The 22,199-nt window shown below is 58.6% G+C and carries 14 protein-coding genes, 1 tRNA gene and 1 pseudogene; 6 read left to right on the top strand and 10 right to left on the bottom strand.

Going from position 1 to position 22,199, the window contains the following annotated elements; all coding sequences use genetic code 11:
• The first annotated feature begins 7 nt into the window (after positions 1-7).
• The 6 genes from PSPA7_RS12060 (at position 8) to PSPA7_RS12045 (ending at position 13,118) form a co-directional block, all read left to right on the top strand.
• Positions 8-2,155, top strand: a complete 2,148-nt coding sequence (locus PSPA7_RS12060; protein WP_012075407.1) for a DEAD/DEAH box helicase family protein — start codon at positions 8-10, stop codon at positions 2,153-2,155.
• Entirely contained in the window at positions 2,152-3,696 is a 1,545-nt protein-coding gene (locus PSPA7_RS12055; RefSeq protein ID WP_012075406.1) for a hypothetical protein, read from the top strand. The genes PSPA7_RS12060 and PSPA7_RS12055 overlap by 4 nt, the downstream gene beginning before the upstream one ends.
• Positions 3,689-9,181 carry a putative type IV secretion/conjugal transfer ATPase gene (locus PSPA7_RS12050; protein ID WP_012075405.1) on the top strand — a complete coding sequence of 1,831 codons (5,493 nt, stop codon included), beginning with the start codon at positions 3,689-3,691 and terminating at the stop codon, positions 9,179-9,181. Before PSPA7_RS12055 ends, PSPA7_RS12050 begins: the two co-directional genes overlap by 8 nt.
• Positions 9,182-9,233: 52 nt before the next feature.
• The gene (locus tag PSPA7_RS30980) at positions 9,234-9,683 is read left to right on the top strand and encodes a very short patch repair endonuclease (RefSeq protein ID WP_012075404.1); all 450 of its coding nucleotides are present in this window, start codon (positions 9,234-9,236) and stop codon (positions 9,681-9,683) included.
• Between the two features lie 160 nt (positions 9,684-9,843).
• Positions 9,844-12,168 (top strand): ATP-binding protein, encoded by a 2,325-nt coding sequence (locus PSPA7_RS30975; RefSeq protein ID WP_012075403.1) that lies wholly within the window; start codon positions 9,844-9,846, stop codon positions 12,166-12,168.
• A complete protein-coding gene (locus PSPA7_RS12045; protein WP_041025331.1) occupies positions 12,168-13,118 on the top strand; it encodes a response regulator in 951 nt (316 codons plus the stop codon). Before PSPA7_RS30975 ends, PSPA7_RS12045 begins: the two co-directional genes overlap by 1 nt.
• A gap of 155 nt (positions 13,119-13,273) precedes the next feature.
• On the opposite strand, the pseudogene PSPA7_RS12040 reads toward PSPA7_RS12045, so the two are convergent.
• The 10 genes and pseudogenes from PSPA7_RS12040 to thrS form a co-directional block, all read right to left on the bottom strand.
• Positions 13,274-14,380, bottom strand: a pseudogene (locus tag PSPA7_RS12040) (IS3 family transposase).
• A 163-nt stretch (positions 14,381-14,543) separates the two neighbouring features.
• Positions 14,544-14,620, bottom strand: a tRNA-Pro gene (locus PSPA7_RS12030).
• An 89-nt stretch (positions 14,621-14,709) separates the two neighbouring features.
• Positions 14,710-15,066: a MerR family transcriptional regulator gene (locus PSPA7_RS12025; RefSeq protein ID WP_003090655.1), complete on the bottom strand. Its 357-nt coding sequence runs from the start codon at positions 15,064-15,066 to the stop codon at positions 14,710-14,712.
• The gene (gene ihfA / locus PSPA7_RS12020; protein WP_003090661.1) at positions 15,047-15,349 is read right to left on the bottom strand and encodes an integration host factor subunit alpha; all 303 of its coding nucleotides are present in this window, start codon (positions 15,347-15,349) and stop codon (positions 15,047-15,049) included. Before ihfA ends, PSPA7_RS12025 begins: the two co-directional genes overlap by 20 nt.
• 3 nt (positions 15,350-15,352) lie before the next feature.
• Positions 15,353-17,731: a phenylalanine--tRNA ligase subunit beta gene (pheT, locus tag PSPA7_RS12015; RefSeq protein WP_012075400.1), complete on the bottom strand. Its 2,379-nt coding sequence runs from the start codon at positions 17,729-17,731 to the stop codon at positions 15,353-15,355.
• Between the two features lie 34 nt (positions 17,732-17,765).
• Positions 17,766-18,782, bottom strand: coding sequence for a phenylalanine--tRNA ligase subunit alpha (pheS, locus tag PSPA7_RS12010; RefSeq protein WP_012075399.1), 1,017 nt, complete (start codon positions 18,780-18,782; stop codon positions 17,766-17,768).
• 97 nt (positions 18,783-18,879) lie between these two features.
• Positions 18,880-19,236, bottom strand: coding sequence for a 50S ribosomal protein L20 (rplT, locus tag PSPA7_RS12005; RefSeq protein ID WP_003099086.1), 357 nt, complete (start codon positions 19,234-19,236; stop codon positions 18,880-18,882).
• A gap of 23 nt (positions 19,237-19,259) precedes the next feature.
• A complete protein-coding gene (gene rpmI, locus PSPA7_RS12000; RefSeq protein ID WP_003090673.1) occupies positions 19,260-19,454 on the bottom strand; it encodes a 50S ribosomal protein L35 in 195 nt (64 codons plus the stop codon).
• Between the two features lie 61 nt (positions 19,455-19,515).
• Entirely contained in the window at positions 19,516-20,067 is a 552-nt protein-coding gene (gene infC / locus PSPA7_RS11995; protein WP_170870637.1) for a translation initiation factor IF-3, read from the bottom strand.
• On the bottom strand, positions 20,067-21,989 hold the full coding sequence (gene thrS / locus PSPA7_RS11990; protein WP_003148871.1) for a threonine--tRNA ligase: 1,923 nt from the start codon (positions 21,987-21,989) through the stop codon (positions 20,067-20,069). Before thrS ends, infC begins: the two co-directional genes overlap by 1 nt.
• Positions 21,990-22,199: the final 210 nt, after the last annotated feature.

Raw genomic sequence — 22,199 nt, 5'->3', positions numbered from 1 at the left:
TACGGGAATGGAGAGCTCCCAACACGAAGGCGCACGCTACCCTGCCGCACTGGTTGACTGGGCCGGCCATCACTCAGGTGGAGTGAAGCGACTACTCGACAAGAACAGCGGCCAGCCGAACAAACAACTGCTACGTACAAACCTCCTCTCGCGACTCCAAGCCTGGACCAACGAGCTCCCCACCGGTAATCCCAGCACTCCAAAAATCATCCTACTGGTGGGGGGACCTGGAAACGGGAAGACTGAGGCCATCGAGTCCACTATCCGCTGGCTAGATGAAAGCCTCGGTTGTGATGGCCGATTGATCGACGAGCTCACGCAGTCCTTCCATCCCCCTGCTGGATTAGCAGTACCGCGTAGAGCAAGAGCCGACGCCGGGAAATTAGCCAGTATTGCCAGCAACCTGAGCCTGGACATCGTTCAGGATGCCTCCGCAACGGCTGGACACGATGGAAGCAGCGCCCCAGTCCTCCTAATAGAAGAACTTAGCAAGCTTCTGAGCGAGTCGTCTTCCCAGGCTTATCTCTGCTGCGTCAATCGCGGCGTCCTTGATGACGCCCTGATTCATGCAATAGACAACGATCTGGACGAGGCGTGCACCCTGCTCGAGGCTATTACCCGGGCCGTTAGCCTGGCACACGATGCCCCTTCATGCTGGCCTCTCGAAGGTTTTCCATCGGTTGCAGTGTGGCCAATGGATGCAGAGTCACTTCTGGTCGAGCCTGACGACGACTCGAAGGCGCCCGCGGAGATACTTATCGGACAAGCCACTGCATCGGATATGTGGCCAGCAAAGGGAACATGCCCTGCGGGCGACAAATGCCCGTTCTGCGCCAGCCAGGCAATACTCTCACGAGACGAACACAGGACAGCTCTTCTGCAGATACTGCGCTGGTATGAGCTAGCCAGTGGCAAGAGATGGAGCTTCCGGGACCTCTTCTCCCTGACATCGTACTTGCTGGCTGGCCACCATCCGGCAGTCCATGCACCCACCGGGAATCCCCACCAGTCCACCCCGTGCCAATGGGCTGCAAACCTTGTCGAACTGGACCAAAAGGCCCACTCGGCCTCAAGGCATACCAAGCAGTCGCTTACCGCAATCTTCCACCTGGCCACATCGAGCTACCAGCACGCCCTCTTCCACCGATGGGACAGAAGCACGGCTGGCTCCCTCCGCACCGATCTCAAGGAGCTAGGACTCGAGAAAGAGCTAGGTACGGAGGAAGTTCGGACCTTGATGGGTCTTGCCCATTTCCTGGCGGAACGCAAAGGCCACTATCTTCCTGCGACCATCGCCCCCTTGCTGGAAGGTTTGGTAAACATGCTGGATCCCGCTTTCGCAAGTCCGGACAGCGAGGTCGCTGTGAGCGGCCGGAGCATGATCATGCTCGGTGACCTAGATATGCGCTTCAGTCGCTCCCTTGCCGGCGGTATCGAGTTCATCCGCAAGTACCAGATGCTCTCACCAAACGAACTGGAAATACTCAAGCGTCTTTCCGTTGCAGATTCCATGCTTTCCCTGCCGATCGTCCGGCGCAAGAAGCCCGCGGCTGCTAGCCGGGTCCAACATATCCTTCGCGACTTTGCGTGCCGCTTGGTTCGCAGGAGCATTTGCACCCGGACAGCTGCCGTGGCGGACTTTTCGATCCTTCAAGCTTTCCAGCAGGTCGTCGAGGACAGCGACAAACACCAGCACCTCTATGAGGTGGTCAGACAGGTAAAAGAACTTCTGAACACGGGCAAGGAATTCGAGGTATCGCTAACAACTACTTTTGGCCAGCCGCTTCCTCCTCGACAGCGACAGGCGACATTGGTTGTGCCGCAGAGCCCGGTAAAGATGTTTGCCCAGGACACTGCCGGACGCCCTCGCCCACCGATCTGCTACCTAAAAGTGGGCCAAGGCCGATCGGCCCAACCCGTTCCGCTGACCTATGACTTGTTCAAGGCCGTAAAGGAACTCGAAAGGGGACTCTCCCCTGCCTCCCTCCCACGTACAGTCGTGGCACTGCTCGATACGACAAAGGCTCGTCTATCCGGCCCTATCGTTCGTGACAAGGAGCTACTCGACGATGCCAGGATCCGCGTTGGAGCAGACGGCACGGTTGTAGGGCACTCGTGGAGCGGCTTCGTCGCAGACAAGGAGAGGGACGTATGAGCCTCGCGGAGTTCAAGCAGGCCCCCTGGCGGTTCTCACATGGCAGCTATCAGGACTCAGTCTTTGCAATTAGCCCAGCACCGGAATACGCAAGTTCAGAGGTCCTGCTCGCGTCGCTCTACCGGACCATAGGCTATGCCTCAGCGAGCGAGGGAAGCGTGCCGCAGGCCGGACGCGACCTGGATAAGAACATCCAAAAGCTCCGCGAACGGCGCCAGTCTCCACCTAGCGGGGCAGTAGTCAATGTAGAGGCCTGGAACACCGTCCTCCATGGAATCCTGGAGAGCCCCAAGCTCCCGAACCAGTCTTCCAAGCGGTTCCTGCAGGTCACCCCCATCGTGCCGGGAACGGCACTCTTCTCCGGGTCTGCCCGACTAAGCAGCAACTCTTGGCCTGCCGGTAGCTTGATCCGCCGCATGGTCTGCCTGGGCTCCAAGGACAGGGATTCTGCGCAGAAACTTTGGAAAAGCCTTTTTGCTGCGTTGAGTGTCAATGACGACGACGATGTCTTTGCCCGTTGGCTCGACCAAGAAACATCGGCATGGAACACAGGGGTAGGTAACTGGGACTGGTCCCCGATCCCAGAGAGTGAATTCGCAATACTGGAGAAACCAGACTTCCAGGAAGTCCCATTCCTGCCTGCTCGGCGCTTTACCAAGGACTTGCATGCAATCATGCAGGCGAAGGGATCCATGACCCGCCGGCAATGGACCAGTTTACTGGAGGCAGTACTTCGCCTGGCGGCGGCATCCCACGTAACCTGGCTGTGCGATGTCCACGCTAGGATCTGGGCCAGCCTGTCGGCCGCACTTGCAGATGGGCCACTCCCTTCCAGCGAGCGGGAAGCAAGGCACGCTATCTTCCCTGAGGCCCCCCAGTACATGGCATACGGAGGAAAGGCCCTCCAAGGCATCAAGGACAAGGTTTCCAGTTACCTCAATGCTCGGCTCGGGACCAATGCCCTTCTTTGGTCGCTAGAGCAAATAGGAGCCCCCTACAGCGGAAACCTTTCCTCGAGTGCCGGTATTGCCGGGCTTTGCCAGCATGTACGCATGCACAAGGCCGCGCTTGCCAACCTGGGGACCCTGGAAACAATTGCGGACGTACGCGAGCAAGAGGGTCGTGCGCTTCGTTGCAAGAAGGGGATTGGCTCCAATCTATTGGAGTTCGCCCGGCACGTCCTTGGACAGCGCCAGGCGGCGGTCCCGCTGCTGAGGGGGTACGATCAGGGGTACATCCTGAAGAAGAAAGGCAGCAGCCCGTCCAGCCCGTGGATCGTCTCTCTTGGCCCCGTCGCCGTGCTTGCCTTGGTTCACTGTTCTCTTGCTGGAATGGGCGGTCCTCGCTCAGTCCACCGACTAGGACAGCACCTCGAGGCCTACGGCATAGCCGTGGACAAACATGACATAGCCAGAAACGACCTAGGCCACCAGTTGAGAATGCTCGGCCTCGTGCTCGACAGCCCCGATGCCGAGAGCGGCATGTTGCTGTTGCCTCCTTTCCCCGTAAGCCAAGCCATCCAGAGCCCCGAACATGAATAAACTTGCACACTGGCTCGCGACAATTGTCCATGAGAAGGTCCTGGGGGCGACGCAAGGGTACGGCGGTGCCAACCTCGAGTACCGGCTGATCTTCCGTGGCCCGCCTCTCGAGATCCTCGAGCTGGCCTACGAGGAATTGGCACGGGATGGAGGAATCCACGTCCAGGGCAGCTTGGACGGTAGCATGGCAACCCTGCCGGTACTGCTCCAGTACCCGGCTAACCAGTTGCAGGGACCCAAGCCCCGGATCGGGCAGTCTGGCAAGTGTGACAACGACCACCTGCTGGATGTCCGCAACGACCCCGTTAATCCCAGCTTCGTCGCCTTGGTCCCACCAGGGCTGCACAACAATTTGTCGATCGAGTCCACGACCGACGAGTTCGGACTGGGGACCGCTACGAGTACGGGCCATGCCTCCTTTGAGCAATGGTGGGAGGACGGTTTTGTCCAGCAAGCCGTCAACGAGGCATTGCTTGTAGCAGGTATAGATCCATCGCAGCGGGAAGATGCCAAGGCATTGATCCGTGCCGCCGCCGGTTCGGTCGACGAGGTGGACCCAGACAAAGGTGGTCATCGCGCCGCCTGGCGCTTGCTGTCGCGTCTCTATTCGATTGCGAACATGGCCCACGGACTTTCCGCAGGACAAGCACTCTCCCTGGCATGCGGCCTCCCCCCAACGGAGGACGGCAGGATCTCGTCAAAGACGCAGACCTACATACTAGAGAGGATATCCGACGAGCTCGCAGATGGTTTCAAGACTGGCATCGAGCGCATGGCACAAAGTGCCCCGCAAGAAGTAGCACAGGCCCTGCGCGACTTCCTTGTCCACCTCCAATCGAATTGCGACATACCCACTGCCTTCGAGCGCGCAACCGAAGCCTTCTACTTGCCCGGCGCGGATGCAGAATTGACTCCCCCCCCCTCCTGGTGGACAACCCTCACAGCCGAATGCTGGACTGAACTGCTTGCCGACGAAGCCGACGAGACCGTTGGAGAAATAACTATCCAGTGCACCAATGGCATTGTTCCCATGGGAAAGGGAATGCCGGCAGTGGTACGAGACAAGGTCGAGCTGGCTATCTCGACTAGCGAAGGCTACGAACCGCAAGAGTACCAATTGACGGGCGGCTCTTATGGCAAGGCGGCTACGCCATTGCCAGCAAACGGTAGCGGCCCCACTCTCCAATCCGACCTGTTTCCACCCTCCCACAGGGCTCCGATGGCATACAAAGTCATCGCAGATGGATGCAAGCCAGCAAGTGTCCGGGTGATCTCCCTCATGAGCTGGCGGCCTGGAATACTCGTTACCTGCAGGCTCGCGACGAAGCTTTCACCGCCGAAGAAACCTCGCAAGAAGTCCACGGACCTGGACTGGGAGACCGCCCTATCGCTACCAGGATCCGGTCGCTATGAACTGCGCATCCACCTGTCTCCAGGAGCGTGCATTGGGAAGGTAGAAGGGCTGCCAGACGACGCCACCGAGATCGAGGCACAGAGGCAGGAGATCGAGGCGAGGCCAGTTGGAGAAGACGAGTATCTGCTGGAAGTCGAGGCCGACGGAAAGTACCAGTTGGACATCACCTTCACGCTCGCTGGCGAGAAAGGTCCCACGGCTTGCAGGGTCTACCTGGCTTGCGAGGAGGCAAAGGAAGAAGGCTGCCGTAGCGAGTTCGAGCGGCTTATCAAACTAAATCGCCGACATCTCGAGAAATTCGACACCAAGACTGTGGTCCATCTCGACCGGAACTCCCGCGCATCCAGTTTGCAGTCATGGATGCTGGAGGAACAGAATGCGGCGAACTCTTTCAGGCCGCTGGTGATCGCGGACGACTACGCGTCCCGATGGGCACCACCCGAGTGGGACGCCCCCCATGGCCCCATACTCTCGCAAGGCCGCTTCCTGCATGATCCCCGCCCCCAGGCCACGCGCTTCCAGCCTCCAAGAGGCTTTATCGAGGCACGCCAGGAGATCGCACGTTACATACGGGGCAGTGACGACCAGTCGGGACTCCTCGAATCCGCGTCGCTAGGCGCCTGGCTGTCGGGCGATACTGGGTTCCGCTCCCTTGTCGAAGGCTATCTAGACTCATTCATGGCATGGGTGAGTGCAGACCCATCCATTGCCTGTTGGGTGGATACCATCGTCGTGTGCTCGCTGGAAGCTGATGGTCGCACGCTGGACAGGATCCCCGACGCTATCATTCTTTCCCCCCTGCATCCGTTGCGCCTTGCATGGCACTGCCTTGCCCAGAAAGTATTGCGGGACGAGGTTGAAGGTGACTCCGCCTGTCCGTGCCCTGCAGCCAGTATCCTTGACCCCGATTGTGTCCCAGACCTGCTTACCATGTTCCTGCAGGCACCCGATGGGGAAGACAGTCTGGACTTCCTCTCGGTCGAATGCAGCTCCGACTACTGGTCCGTGCTTTGGAACGGATCTCGTCTAGGCCAGATTCCCGACCGTGCCCGCCGGGCGCCCTTCGACAGCAGTTTTGGCCTTACGGTCGGCGGGATATCGAGTGGCTTCAGTCCGGCTCAGGTCTCGCGCGCACTCGATGACGTCACGGACTTGCTGGCGGCCAAGTCCATTGTCAGCCTGGTGGTGTCCAGCGCGGGCGGAACCACCGATGCGTGCAACGAGGGCCTAGCCAACTGGTGTACAAAGCGATTCGGCAACGGGGATCAGGACATCCCTCGACACAGTGTCGGCGCGAGGATACTAGAGGTATTCGATACCAGGCAGGCTGGAAGGCCGGACCAGGCGACAATCGCCAACCTGTCCGAAGACACCGATAACCATGTCCGCTGGTACGACAAGCAACCAGCCGGGGCCAAGCCTGATCTGGGCATCATCGCGCAGTTGGACTCGGCACAACCCGAGTCCAAGGAAGTCGGCATGCTCTCGCCGATGGGGACTGGCGGCCTGATCAGACACCGAGTCAGGCGCCAACTACAGGCCTCGTTCCTGAGCGAGTCCAGGCAAGGCCTGCAAATGCCACTGTCTGGCGAACGATTCGCCGACAAGGTATCCGCATGCATGCTTATGTTGGAAAAGCTGAGGGACGGCAAGGTCGGCTTGCAGTTTTCCCCGAATGTCCATGCGGTCTCCAGCATGCTTGAGGAAAACAGCGCCGGGTTCGTCGCAGTCTCCTCCTCGGCAATCGACCCCGCCTGCTTCCTGGGAGGCTGGATCCAGGGGACCTACCTATGGGACTACGACCTGCCCTCCTACTCCCACCGTGCAGGTGATACCAGTGGCTACTACCTCTTGTCGCAGGTCAAGCAGGCTGATCGCGATGCGCTCCGGCGGGTCCTGAAGCTCCTGTCAGGCTGTGAAGATCTAGACGATGATCAGGTCGAGCAGATCCTCCTCGAGGTTGCAAGAAGGGGGATCCCCACCGTACGCGGCCTTTCCGGGGACGACACCGGGGCCACAGGCGACCTTGGGCTGTTCCTCGCGGTCCGGCTCCTCCAAGACCAGTTCCGCGTGGCAGGCAACCTGGACAGTCTGCTCCCTGTCCTTGCAGGTACGCCTGACGACTCGACGATAGCCATCATCATTCCCGTAGACCCTTTCCGGGGATACCTTTCGGACCTTGCCCGCTCCCTTGGCAAGGAGCGCAAGGAAACATCCCTATCGCGACCCGACCTACTTGTCGTCGGAGTACGAGCATGCGACGACAAGGTCCATTTGCACCTTACCCCCATAGAGGTCAAGTGCCGGCAAGGAATTGTCTTCAGTGCTAGCGACTCAGCCGAGGCGCTCTCCCAGGCCAAGGCCCTGTCGGTACTGCTTCACGCCATCGAGGAGCGTGCAGGCAACTCCCTGGCATGGCGACTTGCCTTCCAGCACTTGCTACTTTCCATGATCGGCTTTGGTCTGCGTGTCTACAGCCAGCACCAAGCAGTAGAAGGGCAAGCCGGGCGGTGGGCGAGCTATCATGAGCGTATCGCGGCAGCCATCCTCAGCCCCGCCCCATCGATCAGCATCGATGCGAGGGGACGACTGATCGTGGTCGATGCATCGACCCAGAGCGGCCCGCACGACCGTGATGGCGACAAATACGCAGAGACCATCGTCATCTCCAGCCTGGATGCAGGCCGCATCATTGCCGGAAATGACGCGCAGTCGTTCTACGACTCCGCGCGTGCGAAGGTGGGCGATTGGGGACTGCTGCCTTCCCGGGCAGGTGCAGTTGGCGCCCCACTCGTGCAGGCCGAAAGCACTCCCCCGGACAACGGCCAGATGGGCGAGCCAACGATAGCTCCAGCGGAGGATATCCCCGAGCCCTTCGCCGGGCTGGTCGAGGAGCCCTCCCCTGGTGTTGAGGAGCCGGAACCAAACCCTGCTGCTCCGACCGACGAGCCAGGCACGGGGATCGTCTTGTCCGTTGGCAAGACCGTCGATGGCTTCGAGCCCCGACCACTCTTGCTGAACATATCTGACACTCGACTCAACCAGTTGAACATCGGCGTCGTTGGCGACCTCGGGACAGGCAAGACCCAATTCCTCAAGTCGTTGATCCTGCAGATATCCAGGGCGCGCGAGGCAAACCGCGGGATCACGCCTAGGTTCCTGATCTTCGACTACAAGCGAGACTACAGCAGCCAGGATTTTGTCGAAGCCACAGGCGCCAGGGTGGTGAAGCCCTATCGCCTGCCCCTGAACCTCTTCGACACGACGGGGATGGGAGAGTCCTCCGCTCCATGGCTGGACAGGTTCCGCTTCTTCGCCGATGTCCTGGACAAGGTGTATTCAGGCATTGGTCCCGTTCAACGGGACAAGCTCAAGGGTGCAGTTCGCAATGCCTACGAGACAGCCGGTGCGCAAGACCGACAACCAACAATCTACGACATCCACGCAGAGTACCGCGAGCTACTCGCCGGGAAGTCAGACTCGCCGATGGCCATCATCGACGACCTCGTTGACATGGAAGTCTTCGCGCGCACAGGGGAAACGAAGCCATTCGACGAGTTCCTTGATGGCGTCGTGGTGATCTCCCTGGACTCCATGGGGCAGGACGATCGGAGCAAGAACATGCTCGTCGCCACCATGCTGAACATGTTCTACGAGAACATGCTCCGCACGCCGAAGCGCCCCTTCGTTGGTACGTCCCCGCAGCTCCGGGCCATCGACTCGTACTTGTTGGTAGACGAGGCGGACAACATCATGCGTTATGAATTCGACGTGCTCCGCAAGTTGCTACTGCAGGGCCGCGAGTTCGGTACGGGGGTCATCCTAGCCTCGCAGTACCTACGGCACTTCAAGACCGGGGCAACTGACTACCGGGAGCCACTGCTGACCTGGTTCATCCACAAGGTCCCGAACGTAACACCCGCAGAACTTGGAGTACTCGGTTTCACTTCGGATCTGGCAGAGCTATCAGAGCGAGTGAAAACCCTTCCCAACCATCATTGCCTCTATAAGTCATTCGATGTGGCTGGAGAGGTCATACGGGGACTACCCTTCTTCGAACTAGTCAACTAATCCCGAACATCATTAGGCTCTGCCAAAAAGAGCCTAGCTGAGAGCCCAAAAGATGGCTGATTTTCTCTCTCCCACGGAGCGCTCGGAAAGGATGTCGCGTATAAGGGGCAAGGACACCCAGCCAGAACTTGCCCTACGTAAGGCCCTCCATAAGCTTGGCCTTCGATACCGACTGCATGGTGCGGGGCTACCCGGTAAGCCGGACCTAGTATTCCCACGCTACAAGGTCGTGGTCTTCGTCCATGGCTGCTTCTGGCACCGCCATGCTGGTTGTAAGATTGCTACGATACCCAAGAGCAACACGCCGTTTTGGCTGGAGAAGTTTGAGAAAAATGTAGTCCGTGATGCACAAGTAGTTGTAGACCTGCAGGCTCTGGGGTGGACTGTATTTGTCGTATGGGAGTGCGAACTGGTATCTGCCAAGAAAGCGCAGGCAACTAGCAAACGACTACATGAGATGATTCGCCAACTCGATCAGGGAAAGACATTGAGTATTGACTGAAGCTTAGTCGACACAATACTAGATTGGAGCTTTTACCATGTGCAGTGCGGTAGTAACCCCCAAGCAGCCACTCGAAGCCTATATAGAAAGCTTACCCCAAGCGATCTCGTACCGATGACCTCCTTTACAGGCATAGGCAGTAGAACAGGACGAACAGCAAATGACCGAGGATGTGTTTCGAATCAGCTCGCACTTAAAGGATATAATTGGTCGAGATTTGGTAACGAACCAGTTCGTTGCCATTTTCGAGCTTGTAAAAAATTCTTTTGATGCTGGCGCAACAAAAGTAGATATCGAGTTTGACCCTGAAGAACAACAAATAGCCATAATAGACAACGGCCATGGAATGTCACGAGATGACATTACAAAAAAATGGCTCTTTGTCGCCTATTCCGAGAAGGCCATGGCTGAATCAGGGACCTACCGAGATAAGATCAAGCCAGCGGGTCAGTTTGCAGGAAGCAAGGGTATCGGCCGGTTCGCGTGCGACACCTTAGGAGAAAAGCTTGAGTTATATAGCTTAACAGAGGCTGAAAAGTCTATTTCCAAACTAAAAATAGACTGGACAGAATTTGAGAGAGATAGCACCGAAGAGTTTCAGAACATCCCTGTTAGCTTAGAAAAGGCAGAGTCCTTCCCTATAACCTACAATGTCGGAGCGCCATCCCCCCATGGCACAGTACTTTTAATAAAAAACACACGACACCACTGGGACGAAGAAAGAATTAGCAGACTTCGGAGAGATCTTGCCAAGCTAATCGACCCATTCGGCACTACCACTCATGTTTCTGTATCCACCTGGCTAATAGATTATTCCGACAAGATCATTGAAAACGTTGATGGCCCTATCGGAAACGAGATTGCAGAGCTCCTGCAAGAAAAGACTAGTCGTATCGTAGTCTCGATCGAGAACTCAACCATCGAGAGCACTCTGATTGACCGCGGAAGAAAAATATACTCAATAAAGGAACCCTCCCCATACAACGAGCTCAATGAAAGCCGAATCACAGGCGAAATTTATTATCTCAATAGAGCAGCAAAGCAAAACTTCACCCTTCGCATGGGCGTTAGACCTATCGAATTCGGGAGCGTGTTTCTTTTTCTGAACAAATTCCGAATTTATCCTATCGGGGAAGAAAACGATGACACGCTGGGACTGAACCGCAGAAAGCAACAGGGACAATCGCGCTATCTAGGTACGCGAGACATAATAGGGCGCATCGATGTTATAGCTCGCCCCAAAATGTTCCGCGAAGTTTCGAGCAGAGACGCAGGTCTAGTAGAAGATGCATGCAGCCGCGCATTATACGAAGCAATACGCCGACACATGATTTTTCGACTGGAACGCTACGTTGTGGGCGTCAACTGGCAAGACAAAACAGACCAGAATAAAGACACCCCTGAGCGTTTAGAAACGGATGAGTCACGAGAAAGAATTCTAAACGTTATTGGAGCACTCGCGAGATCAAAGGATATCGAAATCCTTTACTACGACAAAGAGATTCTCCAAGTCTCGGAAGACCCAGACCAGATCACGGACGAAGTGCTCAAAACGATGTCAGAAGTGGCAGAGAATCAGGGCGATACCTCTCTCCGCGCTCAAATTGAAGAAGCTAAAAAGAGAATCGTCGAGCTAAGAGCGTCTAGAGAGGAAGCACGAGAAATTGCGCAGCGCGCAATAGAAGACCGGAATCGCGCGGATGCTCATATCGCAAGGCTAGAGCAACAGGCAGCCTTTTTGGGTAGTAGTCAAGATGTAGATATAGAGCGCACTCAACTGCTAATGCATCAGGCAACTATCCACTTAGGGCATATACGCTCTGCAATTGCCAACTCTGCCCATGAACTTAGAAATGTTCTCTCGACCGCTCAAATGCCTAGTGAGGGGCTGGACAACCCTGACGATATAGAAGATTTACTAGCGTCCATACGCCAATCAACGAAACGCGCATCCGCATCGATCGCCAGCGCGACCCTTTCGGGTGACAGATTGAGCACAGTCCTATCATTCGCCCCCAACATTCGGGTAGATCTTCAGACTGATAAAGTCCATGGTGATTTGGTGCAGTTCTTAGATGAATACTTTGACGTTCGGCTAGCGGGAATGTCGGGAGTACCTCGCGCTACCTTCGATGATTCAGGAGAGTCATTGATTAGAGACTTCTCCCCCGTCGATATCGCAGTACTTGTCGACAACCTATTAGATAACGCACGAAAAGCCAAAGCCAGCAAACTAGAGTTCAAAGTAATCAAGAAAACAAAAAGCCATATAAAAATCCATGTAAGCGATGATGGGCTAGGCATTGACGAGAGGAAAGTCGATCCCTCCAAAATCTTTGAGCGAGGATATACCGGATCGGATAATGGCACAGGCATAGGACTCTATAGCGTAAGTCAGATAATAAAAGATATGGGCGGATCTATCGAACTCGTGGGTGATGGAAGTCGCGCAGACTTTGAAATTACAATTCCCGGGGATAAATAATGAATCTCGACATTGGCGTGCTCTGGATAGAAGACTCTTACAGCAAAGAAGAGGAGGACAGTCTTCGTCGACGCATACTTGACGCAGGTTTTGTGGCGCGCATAGAAACTATTCCCAATAGTAATGGGATAAAAGAGCTAGCCCAAAACCATGAACTCTACCATTGTTTCGATATTATTTTGCTTGACTATAAGCTTCAGGACGAAAAAGGTGACGAAATAGCCCCATCGGTCCGCAAGCTATTTCCTTCCACAACAATACTATTCTACTCAGGAAGCCTTGAGGAAAGCGAGCTTCGTCAGAAAATGGCGGCCAAGAAAATAGAAGGCGTCTACTGCAGTGAGCGCCGGAGATTCATCGAGCGAGCCGGATCCCTCATAGATCAAACAGCACGATCCCTTAATCGGCTTTCGGGAATGAGAGGGCTGGCAATGAGGGTAGTTGCTGAATGCGACGTGATAATGAAAGAAGCCATCTTGTCCATGGCAGCTCGTAGCCCAGAGTGCTCTGAAAAGAAAAATGAGCTTGACGACGATGTCATTGGATTTATCGAACAGACGAAAGAAAAGTATATTGCTGCGATCAAAGGTGATATCGAAGATCGCCTAGCAACTTTCGCAGTGGATAGCACAAAGCTGTTCAAGCATTTCCGTCGACTAACTCAAATAGCCACCAATAGAGCAGAAATTTTTGGGTTAGATGAGGACCAATCAGACCGCCTCCGGGAGCTACGAAAATCCAGCGCCAACTACGACAAGGAGGTCTTGAGGAAGCGAAACATACTCGGCCATGTATTTGAAGCTCAGGAGGCATCTGGCTGGGTTCTGAGGGGAAGCGATGAAATCAACATTAGTGACTTCCCTGATATAAGAAGAGGTTTTGCCAAGCATATCGATACCCTCCGCGAGATGAATGATCTAGTCACCCTTCTGGATAGAAAGCAATCCTGACTAACCTGATACACCACAACGCCTCTGATATTCCGAGCCATTCGAGCTATCCACTGCTAATGGCCCGGGATCCTGAGCTATCCCACGGTCACTAGCTTATTCCGTCTGACTAGGTATCGCTCCCGATGACCTGTCCCCAGTTTTAGTACCGCTGCCTAGTTAGTAGGCCCTGGGGTTGATATTAATTTTTCCTGCTTCAGCTGCTGCTGGCGAGTTCGCCAACTTGCAGCAAATTCTGCCGGGGTGAGATTGCCAATCGCGCTGTGCGGTCGGTGTTCGTTGTAATCCCGCCGCCAGGCCGCGATGCGGATTCTCGCTTCGGCCAGCGAACAGAACCAGTGCTCATTGAGGCATTCGTCCCGGAACTTACCGTTGAACGACTCGATGAAGGCATTCTGCGTGGGCTTACCAGGCTGAATCAGCTTCAGCTTGATGTCGCGCTGATAGGCCCATTGATCGAGTGCCTTGCCGGTGAACTCGGGCCCCTGGTCGGTGCGGATCGCTTTCGGGTAGCCGCGAAACCGCGCCATCTCGTCCAGCGCCCACCAGGATGCCGACCGACTCCTTGGTGAAGTCATCGACCACCGTCAGGCATTTGATCCGCCGCCCGGTGCTCAGTGCATCGAAGACGAAGTCCATCGACCAGACCTGATTTGATGCGCTCGGCAAACTCAGACGTTCGCGCTCCACCGCGACGCCATGGCGGCGGCGCCGCCGTTTCACCATCAAGCCGGCAGCGCGGTACAGGCGATAGATCCGCTTGTGGTTGACCTGCACGCCAGCACGCCGCAGCAGGATGTGCAGGCGGCGATAGCCAAAGCGCCGGCGCTCTTGGGCCAGCTCCACCAGTTGGGCTTGCAGCTCGGTGTTTTGCACACTGGCTCGCGGCTGGTAGCGCAACACCGAGCGGGACAGCCCGATCAACTGACAGGCACGACGCTCGGAGATGCCGGTTTGCGCCTGCATCTCCTGCACCGCCTCCCGCCGTGCTGTCGGGCTTACCCTTTTCCCCGGGCGACCACTTCCAGCGACTCGATGTCGAGGTGGGCCTCGGCGAGCAACTTCTTCAATCGGCTGTTTTCCAGTTCAAGATCCTTCAACCGTTTGGCGTCCGCCACGGTCATACCGCCAAACTTGGCCCGCCAGGTGTAGAACGAGGCATCACTGAAGCCGTGTCGGCGACACAGTTCCTTCACCGGCACACCGGCCTCCGCCTGCTTGAGGAAGTCGAGAATCTGCTCTTCGGTAAAACGCTTTTTCACTGCCGTCTCCTGCTCGGAAAACGGACTCTATTAAGTTTGACGTGGTACTGAAATCGGGGGGCAGGTCAGGGTAAAAAGTGGGGCAAACTTTGAAAGCATCACAAAAGACCCGCCCATAAAAAAATCCAGTCACCGCTAAGTGACTGGATTTTCTAGGATTTTTTGGTCGGGACGGAGTGATTCGAACACTCGACCCCTTGCACCCCATGCAAGTGCGCTACCAGGCTGCGCTACGCCCCGACTCTACTTCCAAGCTCAGTGGCTGTGCTTCCGAAGTGAGCCGCACTATATACTAAGCTTCTGATAAGTGGAAGTTTTTTTTGCTTCCGTCACTTCTTCAGGACCAGCAGGACTTCTTCCAGCTCGGCGATCATCTGGCGGATGAGCTGCTTGTACTGGGTGACGTCGTCCTTGGCCTCGTCGCCGGAGAGGCGCTGGCGCGCCCCGCCGATGGTGAAGCCCTGGTCGTAGAGGAGCGCGCGGATCTGGCGGATCATCAGCACGTCCTGACGCTGATAATAGCGGCGGTTTCCGCGGCGCTTCACCGGGTTGAGCTGCGGGAACTCCTGCTCCCAGTAGCGCAGCACGTGGGGCTTGACCGCGCACAAGTCGCTGACTTCGCCGATGGTGAAGTAGCGCTTGCCGGGAATCGGTGGCAGCTCGTCGTTATGACTTGGTTCCAGCATATGCCTCAACCCTGGCCTTCAGTTTCTGCCCTGGACGAAAGGTGACAACGCGGCGGGCCGTGATCGGGATTTCTTCGCCGGTCTTCGGGTTGCGGCCGGGGCGCTGGCGCTTGTCGCGCAGGTCGAAGTTGCCGAAACCGGACAGCTTGACCTGCTCGTTGTGCTCCAGCGCCTGGCGGATCTCTTCGAAGAACAGCTCCACCAACTCCTTGGCTTCCCGCTTGTTCAGGCCCAGCTCTTCGTACAGACGTTCCGCAATTTCAGCTTTCGTCAGAGCCCCCATACGCTATTTCCTTAACGTGGCATTGAACCTTTCTTTCAACGACGTGACGATGTTCTGCGTCGTGCTATTGACTTCATCGTCATTAAGAGTGCGCGATGGATGCTGCCAGGTCAAGCCGACGGCAAGGCTTTTTCTATGCGGATCAATGCCTTTACCGTGATACACATCAAACAGCCTGAGGTCCGTCAGCCATTCGCCGGCCGCCGCACGGATTTGTGTCAGGATGTCTTGTGCCGGCACGTCCTGGTCCACCAGCAGCGCCAGGTCGCGGCGCACTTCGGGGAAGCGCGACAGCTCGCGGAACTTCGGCAGGTGGCCGTCGACCACTTCGGCCAGCAGCAGCTCGAAGAGGAACACCGGCTGCTCGAGGTCGAGTTTCTTCGCCAATTCCGGATGCAGCGCGCCCAGGTAGCCGACCAGCCGCCCGTCCCGCTCGATGCGCGCGGTCTGCCCCGGGTGCAGCGCCGGGTGCTCGCCGGGCACGAAGCTGAAGTCGCCGAGGGCGCCGGCACTGGCCAGCACTGCCTCGACATCGGCCTTGGCGTCGAAGAAGTCCACGCCGTCACGGCCGTTGGCCCAGCCTTCCGGCAGGCGCTTGCCGCAGATGGCGCCGGCGAGCATGGCTTCCTGCTTCAGGCCTTCCAGTTGACCGACGAAGCGCAGGCCGCTTTCGAACAGGCGGACCCGCGACTGCTGGCGGTTGAGGTTGTGCTGCAGCGCCTTGACCAGGCCCGGCCAGAGGCTGGAACGCATCGCCGCCATGTCGGCGGAGATCGGGTTGGCCAGGGTCAGCGGCTGGGTGCCCGGATCGAACAGTTCGAACAGGGCCGGATCGATGAAGCTGAAGGTGATCGCTTCCTGGTAGCCGCGGGCGACCAGCAGGCGCCGCAGCAGCGGCAGCGCGGCGCGCGCTTCCGGCTTGTTGTTCGGCGCCAGGCGCGCCTGCGGGTAGCGCACCGGCAGGCGATTGTATCCGTAGAGACGGGCCAGTTCCTCGATCAGGTCGACTTCCAGGGAAATGTCGAAGCGATGGCTCGGTACGCCGACCGACCACTGCCCTTCCCCATCGGCTACCACCGTCAGCTCCAGGGCTTGCAGCAGGCGCACGATCTCGGCGGCGTCCAGCGGCATGCCGAGCATCTGGGTCACGCGCTCGGCGCGCAGGGTGATCGGCGCGACCTTCGGCAGGTGCGCTTCGCTGACCTGCTCGACGATCGGCCCCGGTTCACCGCCGACGATGTCGAGGATCAGGCGCGTCGCGCGCTCCATGGCCTTGCGCGCCAACTGGCTGTCGACGCCGCGCTCGAAGCGATGCGAGGAGTCGGTGTGCAGGCCATAGGAGCGGGCCTTGCCGGCCAGGGCGATGGTGTCGAAGAACGCGGCTTCGAGGAACAGGTCGCGGGTGCTGTCGCTGACGCCGCTGTGCTCGCCGCCCATCACCCCGGCGATGGCCAGGGCGCGCTGGTGGTCGGCGATCACCAGGGTGTCGGCGCGCAGGGTGATTTCCTGGCCGTCGAGCAGGACCAGCTTCTCGCCGTCCTCGGCCATGCGCACGCGCACGCCGCCGTTGATCTCGGCAAGGTCGAAGGCATGCATCGGCTGGCCCAGTTCGATCATCACGTAGTTGGTGACGTCGACCACCGGGTCGATACTGCGAATGTCGGAACGGCGCAGGCGCTCGACCATCCACAACGGGGTCGGCCGGCTCAGGTCGACGTTGCGGATCACCCGTCCGAGATAGCGCGGGCAGGCGGCCGGCGCGTCGAGTTCGACCGGACGGGTCTCGTCGTGCTGCGCGGCGACCGCATCCACCGCCACCGGCGCCAGCGGTACGTCGTAGATGGCGCTGACTTCGCGGGCCAGGCCGGCGAGCGACAGGCAGTCACCGCGGTTCGGGGTCAGGCCGACCTCGATGGTGTAGTCGTCCAGCTCCAGGTAGGTGCGGACGTCCTGGCCGACCGGCGCGTCGGCCGGCAGCTCGAGCAGACCGGCGTTCTCTTCGCTGATCTGCAATTCCTTGGCCGAGCAGAGCATGCCGAAGGACTCGACGCCACGCAGCTTGGCTTTCTTGATCTTGAAGTCGCCCGGCAGTTCGGCGCCGATCATGGCGAAGGGAATCTTCAGGCCCGCGCGCACGTTGGGCGCGCCGCAGACGACCTGGAAGGTCTCGCTGCCGTTGCTGACCTGGCAGACGCGCAGCTTGTCGGCGTCCGGATGCTGTTCGGTCGAGAGCACCTCGCCGACCACCACGCCGCTGAAGGCGCCGGCGACCGGCAGGTCGGCGTCGACCTCGAGGCCGACCATGGACAGGCGAGCGACCAGCTCGTCATGGGAAACCTGCGGATTTGCCCAGCTCCGCAGCCACTTTTCACTGAATTTCATCCTGTTCTCCTAAGGAATCCGGTTGCGTTCTGGCCTAGCGGAATTGTCCGAGGAAGCGCAGATCGTTATCGAAGAACAGACGCAGGTCGTTCACCCCGTAGCGCAGCATGGCCAGGCGCTCGGCGCCCATGCCGAAGGCGAAGCCCTGGAATTTCTCGGGATCGATGTTGGACATGCGCAGCACGTTCGGGTGCACCATGCCGCAACCCATGACTTCCAGCCAGCCGGTCTGCTTGCACACGCGGCAGCCGTTGCCGCTGCAGATCACGCACTGGATGTCCACTTCGGCCGACGGCTCGGTGAAGGGGAAGAAGGACGGACGGAAGCGCACTTCGAGCTGCTTCTCGAAGAAGGCGCGGAGGAATTCCTCGATGGTGCCCTTGAGGTCGGCGAAGCTGACGCCCTCGTCCACCAGCAGGCCTTCCACCTGGTGGAACATCGGCGAGTGGGTCAGGTCGGAGTCGCAGCGGTAGACGCGCCCCGGGCAGACAATGCGGATCGGCGGCTGCTGGGACTCCATGGTCCGCACCTGCACCGGCGAGGTGTGGGTACGCAGCAGCATGTTCGCATTGAAATAGAAAGTGTCGTGCATGGCACGCGCCGGGTGGTGACCCGGGATGTTGAGCGCTTCGAAGTTGTGGTAGTCGTCCTCGACTTCCGGGCCTTCGGCGACTTCGTAGCCGATGCGGCTGAAGCACTGCTCGATGCGCTCCAGCGTGCGGGTGACCGGATGCAGGCCGCCGCTCGGCTGGCCGCGACCAGGCAGGGTGACATCGATGCGCTCCGCGGCCAGCCGGGCGGCCAGCGCGGCCCCTTCCAGCTCGGTCTTACGCACGTTCAGCGCATCCTGGACCTTTTCCTTGGCCACGTTGATCAGCGCGCCGACCTTCGGCCGCTCTTCGGCCGGCAGGTCGCCCAGGGTCTTCATCACCTGGGTCAGTTCGCCTTTCTTGCCGAGGTAGTGAACCCGGATCTGCTCCAGGGCATTGACGTCTTCGGTGTGTCGCACAGCCTCCAATGCTTGAGAGACCAGCGCATCCAGGTTTTCCATGTATGGACTCCAGATACAAAATAGGGGAAGAGCGGTAAGGCTCTTCCCCTATCGGTGACGTTACGTCCGGACCGAGGTCCGGTGATTGTCGTAGGGCTTAAGCCAAGCTTGCCTTCGCTTTCTCGACAATCGCGGTAAACGCCGCTTTTTCGTTCACTGCCAGATCGGCCAGGACCTTACGGTCGATCTCGATGGCCGCCTTTTTCAGGCCGGCGATCAGGCGGCTGTAGGACAGACCGTTCTGACGAGCACCAGCGTTGATACGGGCGATCCACAGTGCGCGGAACTGACGCTTGCGCTGACGGCGGTCACGGTAGGCGTATTGGCCAGCCTTGATCACCGCCTGCTTGGCAACGCGGAACACGCGCGAGCGTGCACCGTAGTAGCCCTTGGCGAGCTTCAGAATTTTCTTGTGACGACGACGGGCGATAACGCCACGCTTAACACGAGCCATGAATTAATCCTCTACCTTAATAATCAGCGCAGACGCAGGGAGCGTTCTACGCGCGCAACGTCAGACTTGTTCAGCATCGAGGTGCCGCGCAGTTGACGCTTACGCTTGGTGGTCATCTTGGTCAGGATGTGGCTCTTGAAGGCATGCTTGTGCTTGAGGCCACCAGCAGTCTTCTTGAAGCGCTTGGCCGCGCCACTTTTGGTCTTCATCTTTGGCATGTTCGGATACTCCGCATTGAGTGATTACGCATAACCGCAAGGCCTGCCAGTGCCCTGGTGGTTACTTTTTCTTCTTGGGAGCGATGACCATCATCAGCTGGCGTCCTTCCAGCTTAGGATGCTGCTCGACGGTGCCGTATTCCACGAGGTCGGCTTCGACCCGCTTCAACAGCTCCATCCCCAGTTCCTGGTGGGCCATCTCACGACCGCGGAATCGCAGGGATACCTTGGCCTTGTCCCCATCGCTAAGGAAACGTACCAGGTTGCGTAGTTTTACCTGGTAATCCCCTTCTTCCGTCCCTGGACGAAACTTGATTTCTTTGACCTGAGCCTGCTTCTGGTTCTTCTTGGCGACCGCAGCCTGCTTCTTCTTCTCGAACAGGTGCTTGCCGTAGTCCATGATGCGGCAGACAGGAGGCACCGCGTCGGCCGAAATCTCAACCAGGTCCAGCTTCGCCTCTTCGGCTAGGCGGATCGCCTCATCGATCGAAACAACACCAACCTGCTGGCCATCAGCTCCAATCAACCGTACCTCACGAGCCGAGATGTTCTCGTTGATCGGGGGTTTCGGTTGAGCTCGCTTATCCTGTCTCATTTCACGCTTAATAATGATTACTCCGAGTCTTGGCGACCACGCCGGGAAACCGCCTGTGCCAACAGCTCAGCGAACTGGGTGACGGGCATGGAGCCCAGGTCTTCCCCTTCGCGCGTACGCACCGCGACGGCCTTCGATTCAACTTCCCGATCTCCAATAACCAAGAGATAGGGAACCTTGAGCAAAGTATGCTCGCGGATTTTAAAGCCGATCTTCTCGTTTCTCAAGTCGGACTTGGCACGGAATCCGCTTTCCCCGAGGATCCGCACCACCTCGGCGGCGAAATCGGCCTGCTTGTCGGTGATGTTCATCACCACCGCCTGGGTCGGCGCCAGCCAGGCCGGGAAGGCCCCGGCGTAGTGTTCGATGAGCATGCCGATGAAGCGCTCGAACGACCCGAGGATCGCGCGGTGCAGCATCACCGGGCGCTTGCGGTTGTTGTCCTCGGCGATGTAGCTGGCGTCCAGGCGCTCCGGCAGGTTCGGGTCGTATTGCAGGGTGCCGCACTGCCAGTTGCGGCCGAGGCAGTCCTTCAGGGTGAACTCGATCTTCGGCCCGTAGAACGCGCCCTCGCCCGGCTGGTATTCCCAGGCCAGGCCGGACTCGTTCAGCGCATCGGCCAGCGCGCCTTCGGCGCGATCCCACAGCTCGTCGGAACCGACGCGCTTGGCCGGACGGGTCGACAGCTTCATGGCGATATCGGTGAAGCCGAAGTCGCGGTAGACCTGCAAGGTCAGCTTGATGAAATCGGCCGCTTCCTTCTTCACCTGCTCTTCGGTGCAGAAGATATGCGCGTCGTCCTGGGTGAAGCCGCGTACGCGCATGATCCCGTGCAGCGCGCCGGACGGCTCGTTGCGGTGGCAGGCGCCGAACTCGGCGAGGCGCAGCGGCAGGTCGCGGTAGGACTTCAGGCCCTGGTTGAAGATCTGCACGTGGCACGGGCAGTTCATCGGCTTGACCGCGTAGTCGCGGCTTTCCGACGCGGTGGTGAACATGTTCTCGGCGTAGTTCGACCAGTGGCCCGAACGCTCCCAGAGGATGCGGTCGACCACCTGCGGGGTACGCACTTCGACGTAGCCATGGTCACGCTGGACCTTGCGCATGTACTGCTCGAGCACCTGATAGACGCTCCAGCCGTTCGGGTGCCAGAACACCATGCCCGGCGCTTCTTCCTGCAGGTGGAACAGGTCGAGCTGCTTGCCGATGCGGCGATGGTCGCGCTTCTCGGCCTCTTCGATGCGCTGGATGTAGGCCGCCAGTTGCTTCTTGTCGGCCCAGGCGGTGCCATAGATACGTTGCAGCTGCTCGTTCTTCGAGTCGCCGCGCCAGTAGGCGCCGGAAATCTTGGTCAGCTGGAACGCCTTGAGGAAGCGGGTGTTCGGCACGTGCGGGCCGCGGCACATGTCCACGTACTCCTCATGGAAGTACAGGCCCATGGCCTTCTCGTCCGGCATGTCGTCGATCAGGCGCAGCTTGTAGTCTTCGCCACGGGACTTGAACAGTTCGATGACCTCGGCGCGCGGGGTCATCTTCTTGATCACGTCGTAGTCCTTGTCGATCAGCTCACGCATGCGCTGCTGGATCGCCGCCATGTCCTCGGGGGTGAAGGGGCGCTCGAAGAAGATGTCGTAGTAGAAGCCTTCCTCGATCACCGGGCCGATGACCATCTTCGCGGTCGGATAGAGTTGCTTGACCGCATGGCCGACCAGATGGGCGCAGGAGTGGCGGATGATCTCCAGTCCTTCCTCGTCCTTGGGCGTGATGATCTGCAGGGTCGCGTCGCGCTCGATGGTGTCGCAGGCGTCGACCAGGCGGCCGTCGACCTTGCCGGCGAGGGTCGCCTTGGCCAGGCCCGCGCCGATGGATTGGGCCACCTCGGCCACGGAGACCGGGTGATCGAAGGAACGTTGACTGCCGTCGGGAAGAGTAATGATGGGCATGGCGCCTCCTCTCCTAGTGGTGACCCCTACCAAAGGCCACGTGGGTTGGGATGTGCCAGTAAGCGTCGCCCGCCGGGCCGGCCTGCCTCACAGTGGCAGGCGCCTTGCGGCACCCCTGCGCCGAAGCGCGCGGACGGAGATCACTGGGAATGGATACAGACGAAAAACGCCGGAGCTGATCCGGCGCGAAGTCACCATGGTAAAGCATCC

The organism is Pseudomonas paraeruginosa PA7 (assembly GCF_000017205.1).
Taxonomy (GTDB): domain Bacteria; phylum Pseudomonadota; class Gammaproteobacteria; order Pseudomonadales; family Pseudomonadaceae; genus Pseudomonas; species Pseudomonas paraeruginosa.
This window is presented reverse-complemented; position numbering and strand designations above follow the sequence as displayed.

What these genes read in the sequence shown, in the direction of transcription:
- PSPA7_RS12045 (WP_041025331.1), top strand. Translation starts at nt 12,168, where the DNA reads ATGAATCTCGACATTGGCGTGCTCTGGATAGAAGACTCTTACAGCAAA.
- pheS (WP_012075399.1), bottom strand. Translation starts at nt 18,782, where the DNA reads ATGGAAAACCTGGATGCGCTGGTCTCTCAAGCATTGGAGGCTGTGCGA.
- rpmI (WP_003090673.1), bottom strand. Translation starts at nt 19,454, where the DNA reads ATGCCAAAGATGAAGACCAAAAGTGGCGCGGCCAAGCGCTTCAAGAAG.
- thrS (WP_003148871.1), bottom strand. Translation starts at nt 21,989, where the DNA reads ATGCCCATCATTACTCTTCCCGACGGCAGTCAACGTTCCTTCGATCAC.
- ihfA (WP_003090661.1), bottom strand. Translation starts at nt 15,349, where the DNA reads ATGGGGGCTCTGACGAAAGCTGAAATTGCGGAACGTCTGTACGAAGAG.
- pheT (WP_012075400.1), bottom strand. Translation starts at nt 17,731, where the DNA reads ATGAAATTCAGTGAAAAGTGGCTGCGGAGCTGGGCAAATCCGCAGGTT.
- PSPA7_RS30975 (WP_012075403.1), top strand. Translation starts at nt 9,844, where the DNA reads ATGACCGAGGATGTGTTTCGAATCAGCTCGCACTTAAAGGATATAATT.
- PSPA7_RS12055 (WP_012075406.1), top strand. Translation starts at nt 2,152, where the DNA reads ATGAGCCTCGCGGAGTTCAAGCAGGCCCCCTGGCGGTTCTCACATGGC.
- PSPA7_RS30980 (WP_012075404.1), top strand. Translation starts at nt 9,234, where the DNA reads ATGGCTGATTTTCTCTCTCCCACGGAGCGCTCGGAAAGGATGTCGCGT.
- PSPA7_RS12060 (WP_012075407.1), top strand. Translation starts at nt 8, where the DNA reads ATGGAGAGCTCCCAACACGAAGGCGCACGCTACCCTGCCGCACTGGTT.
- rplT (WP_003099086.1), bottom strand. Translation starts at nt 19,236, where the DNA reads ATGGCTCGTGTTAAGCGTGGCGTTATCGCCCGTCGTCGTCACAAGAAA.
- PSPA7_RS12025 (WP_003090655.1), bottom strand. Translation starts at nt 15,066, where the DNA reads ATGCTGGAACCAAGTCATAACGACGAGCTGCCACCGATTCCCGGCAAG.
- PSPA7_RS12050 (WP_012075405.1), top strand. Translation starts at nt 3,689, where the DNA reads ATGAATAAACTTGCACACTGGCTCGCGACAATTGTCCATGAGAAGGTC.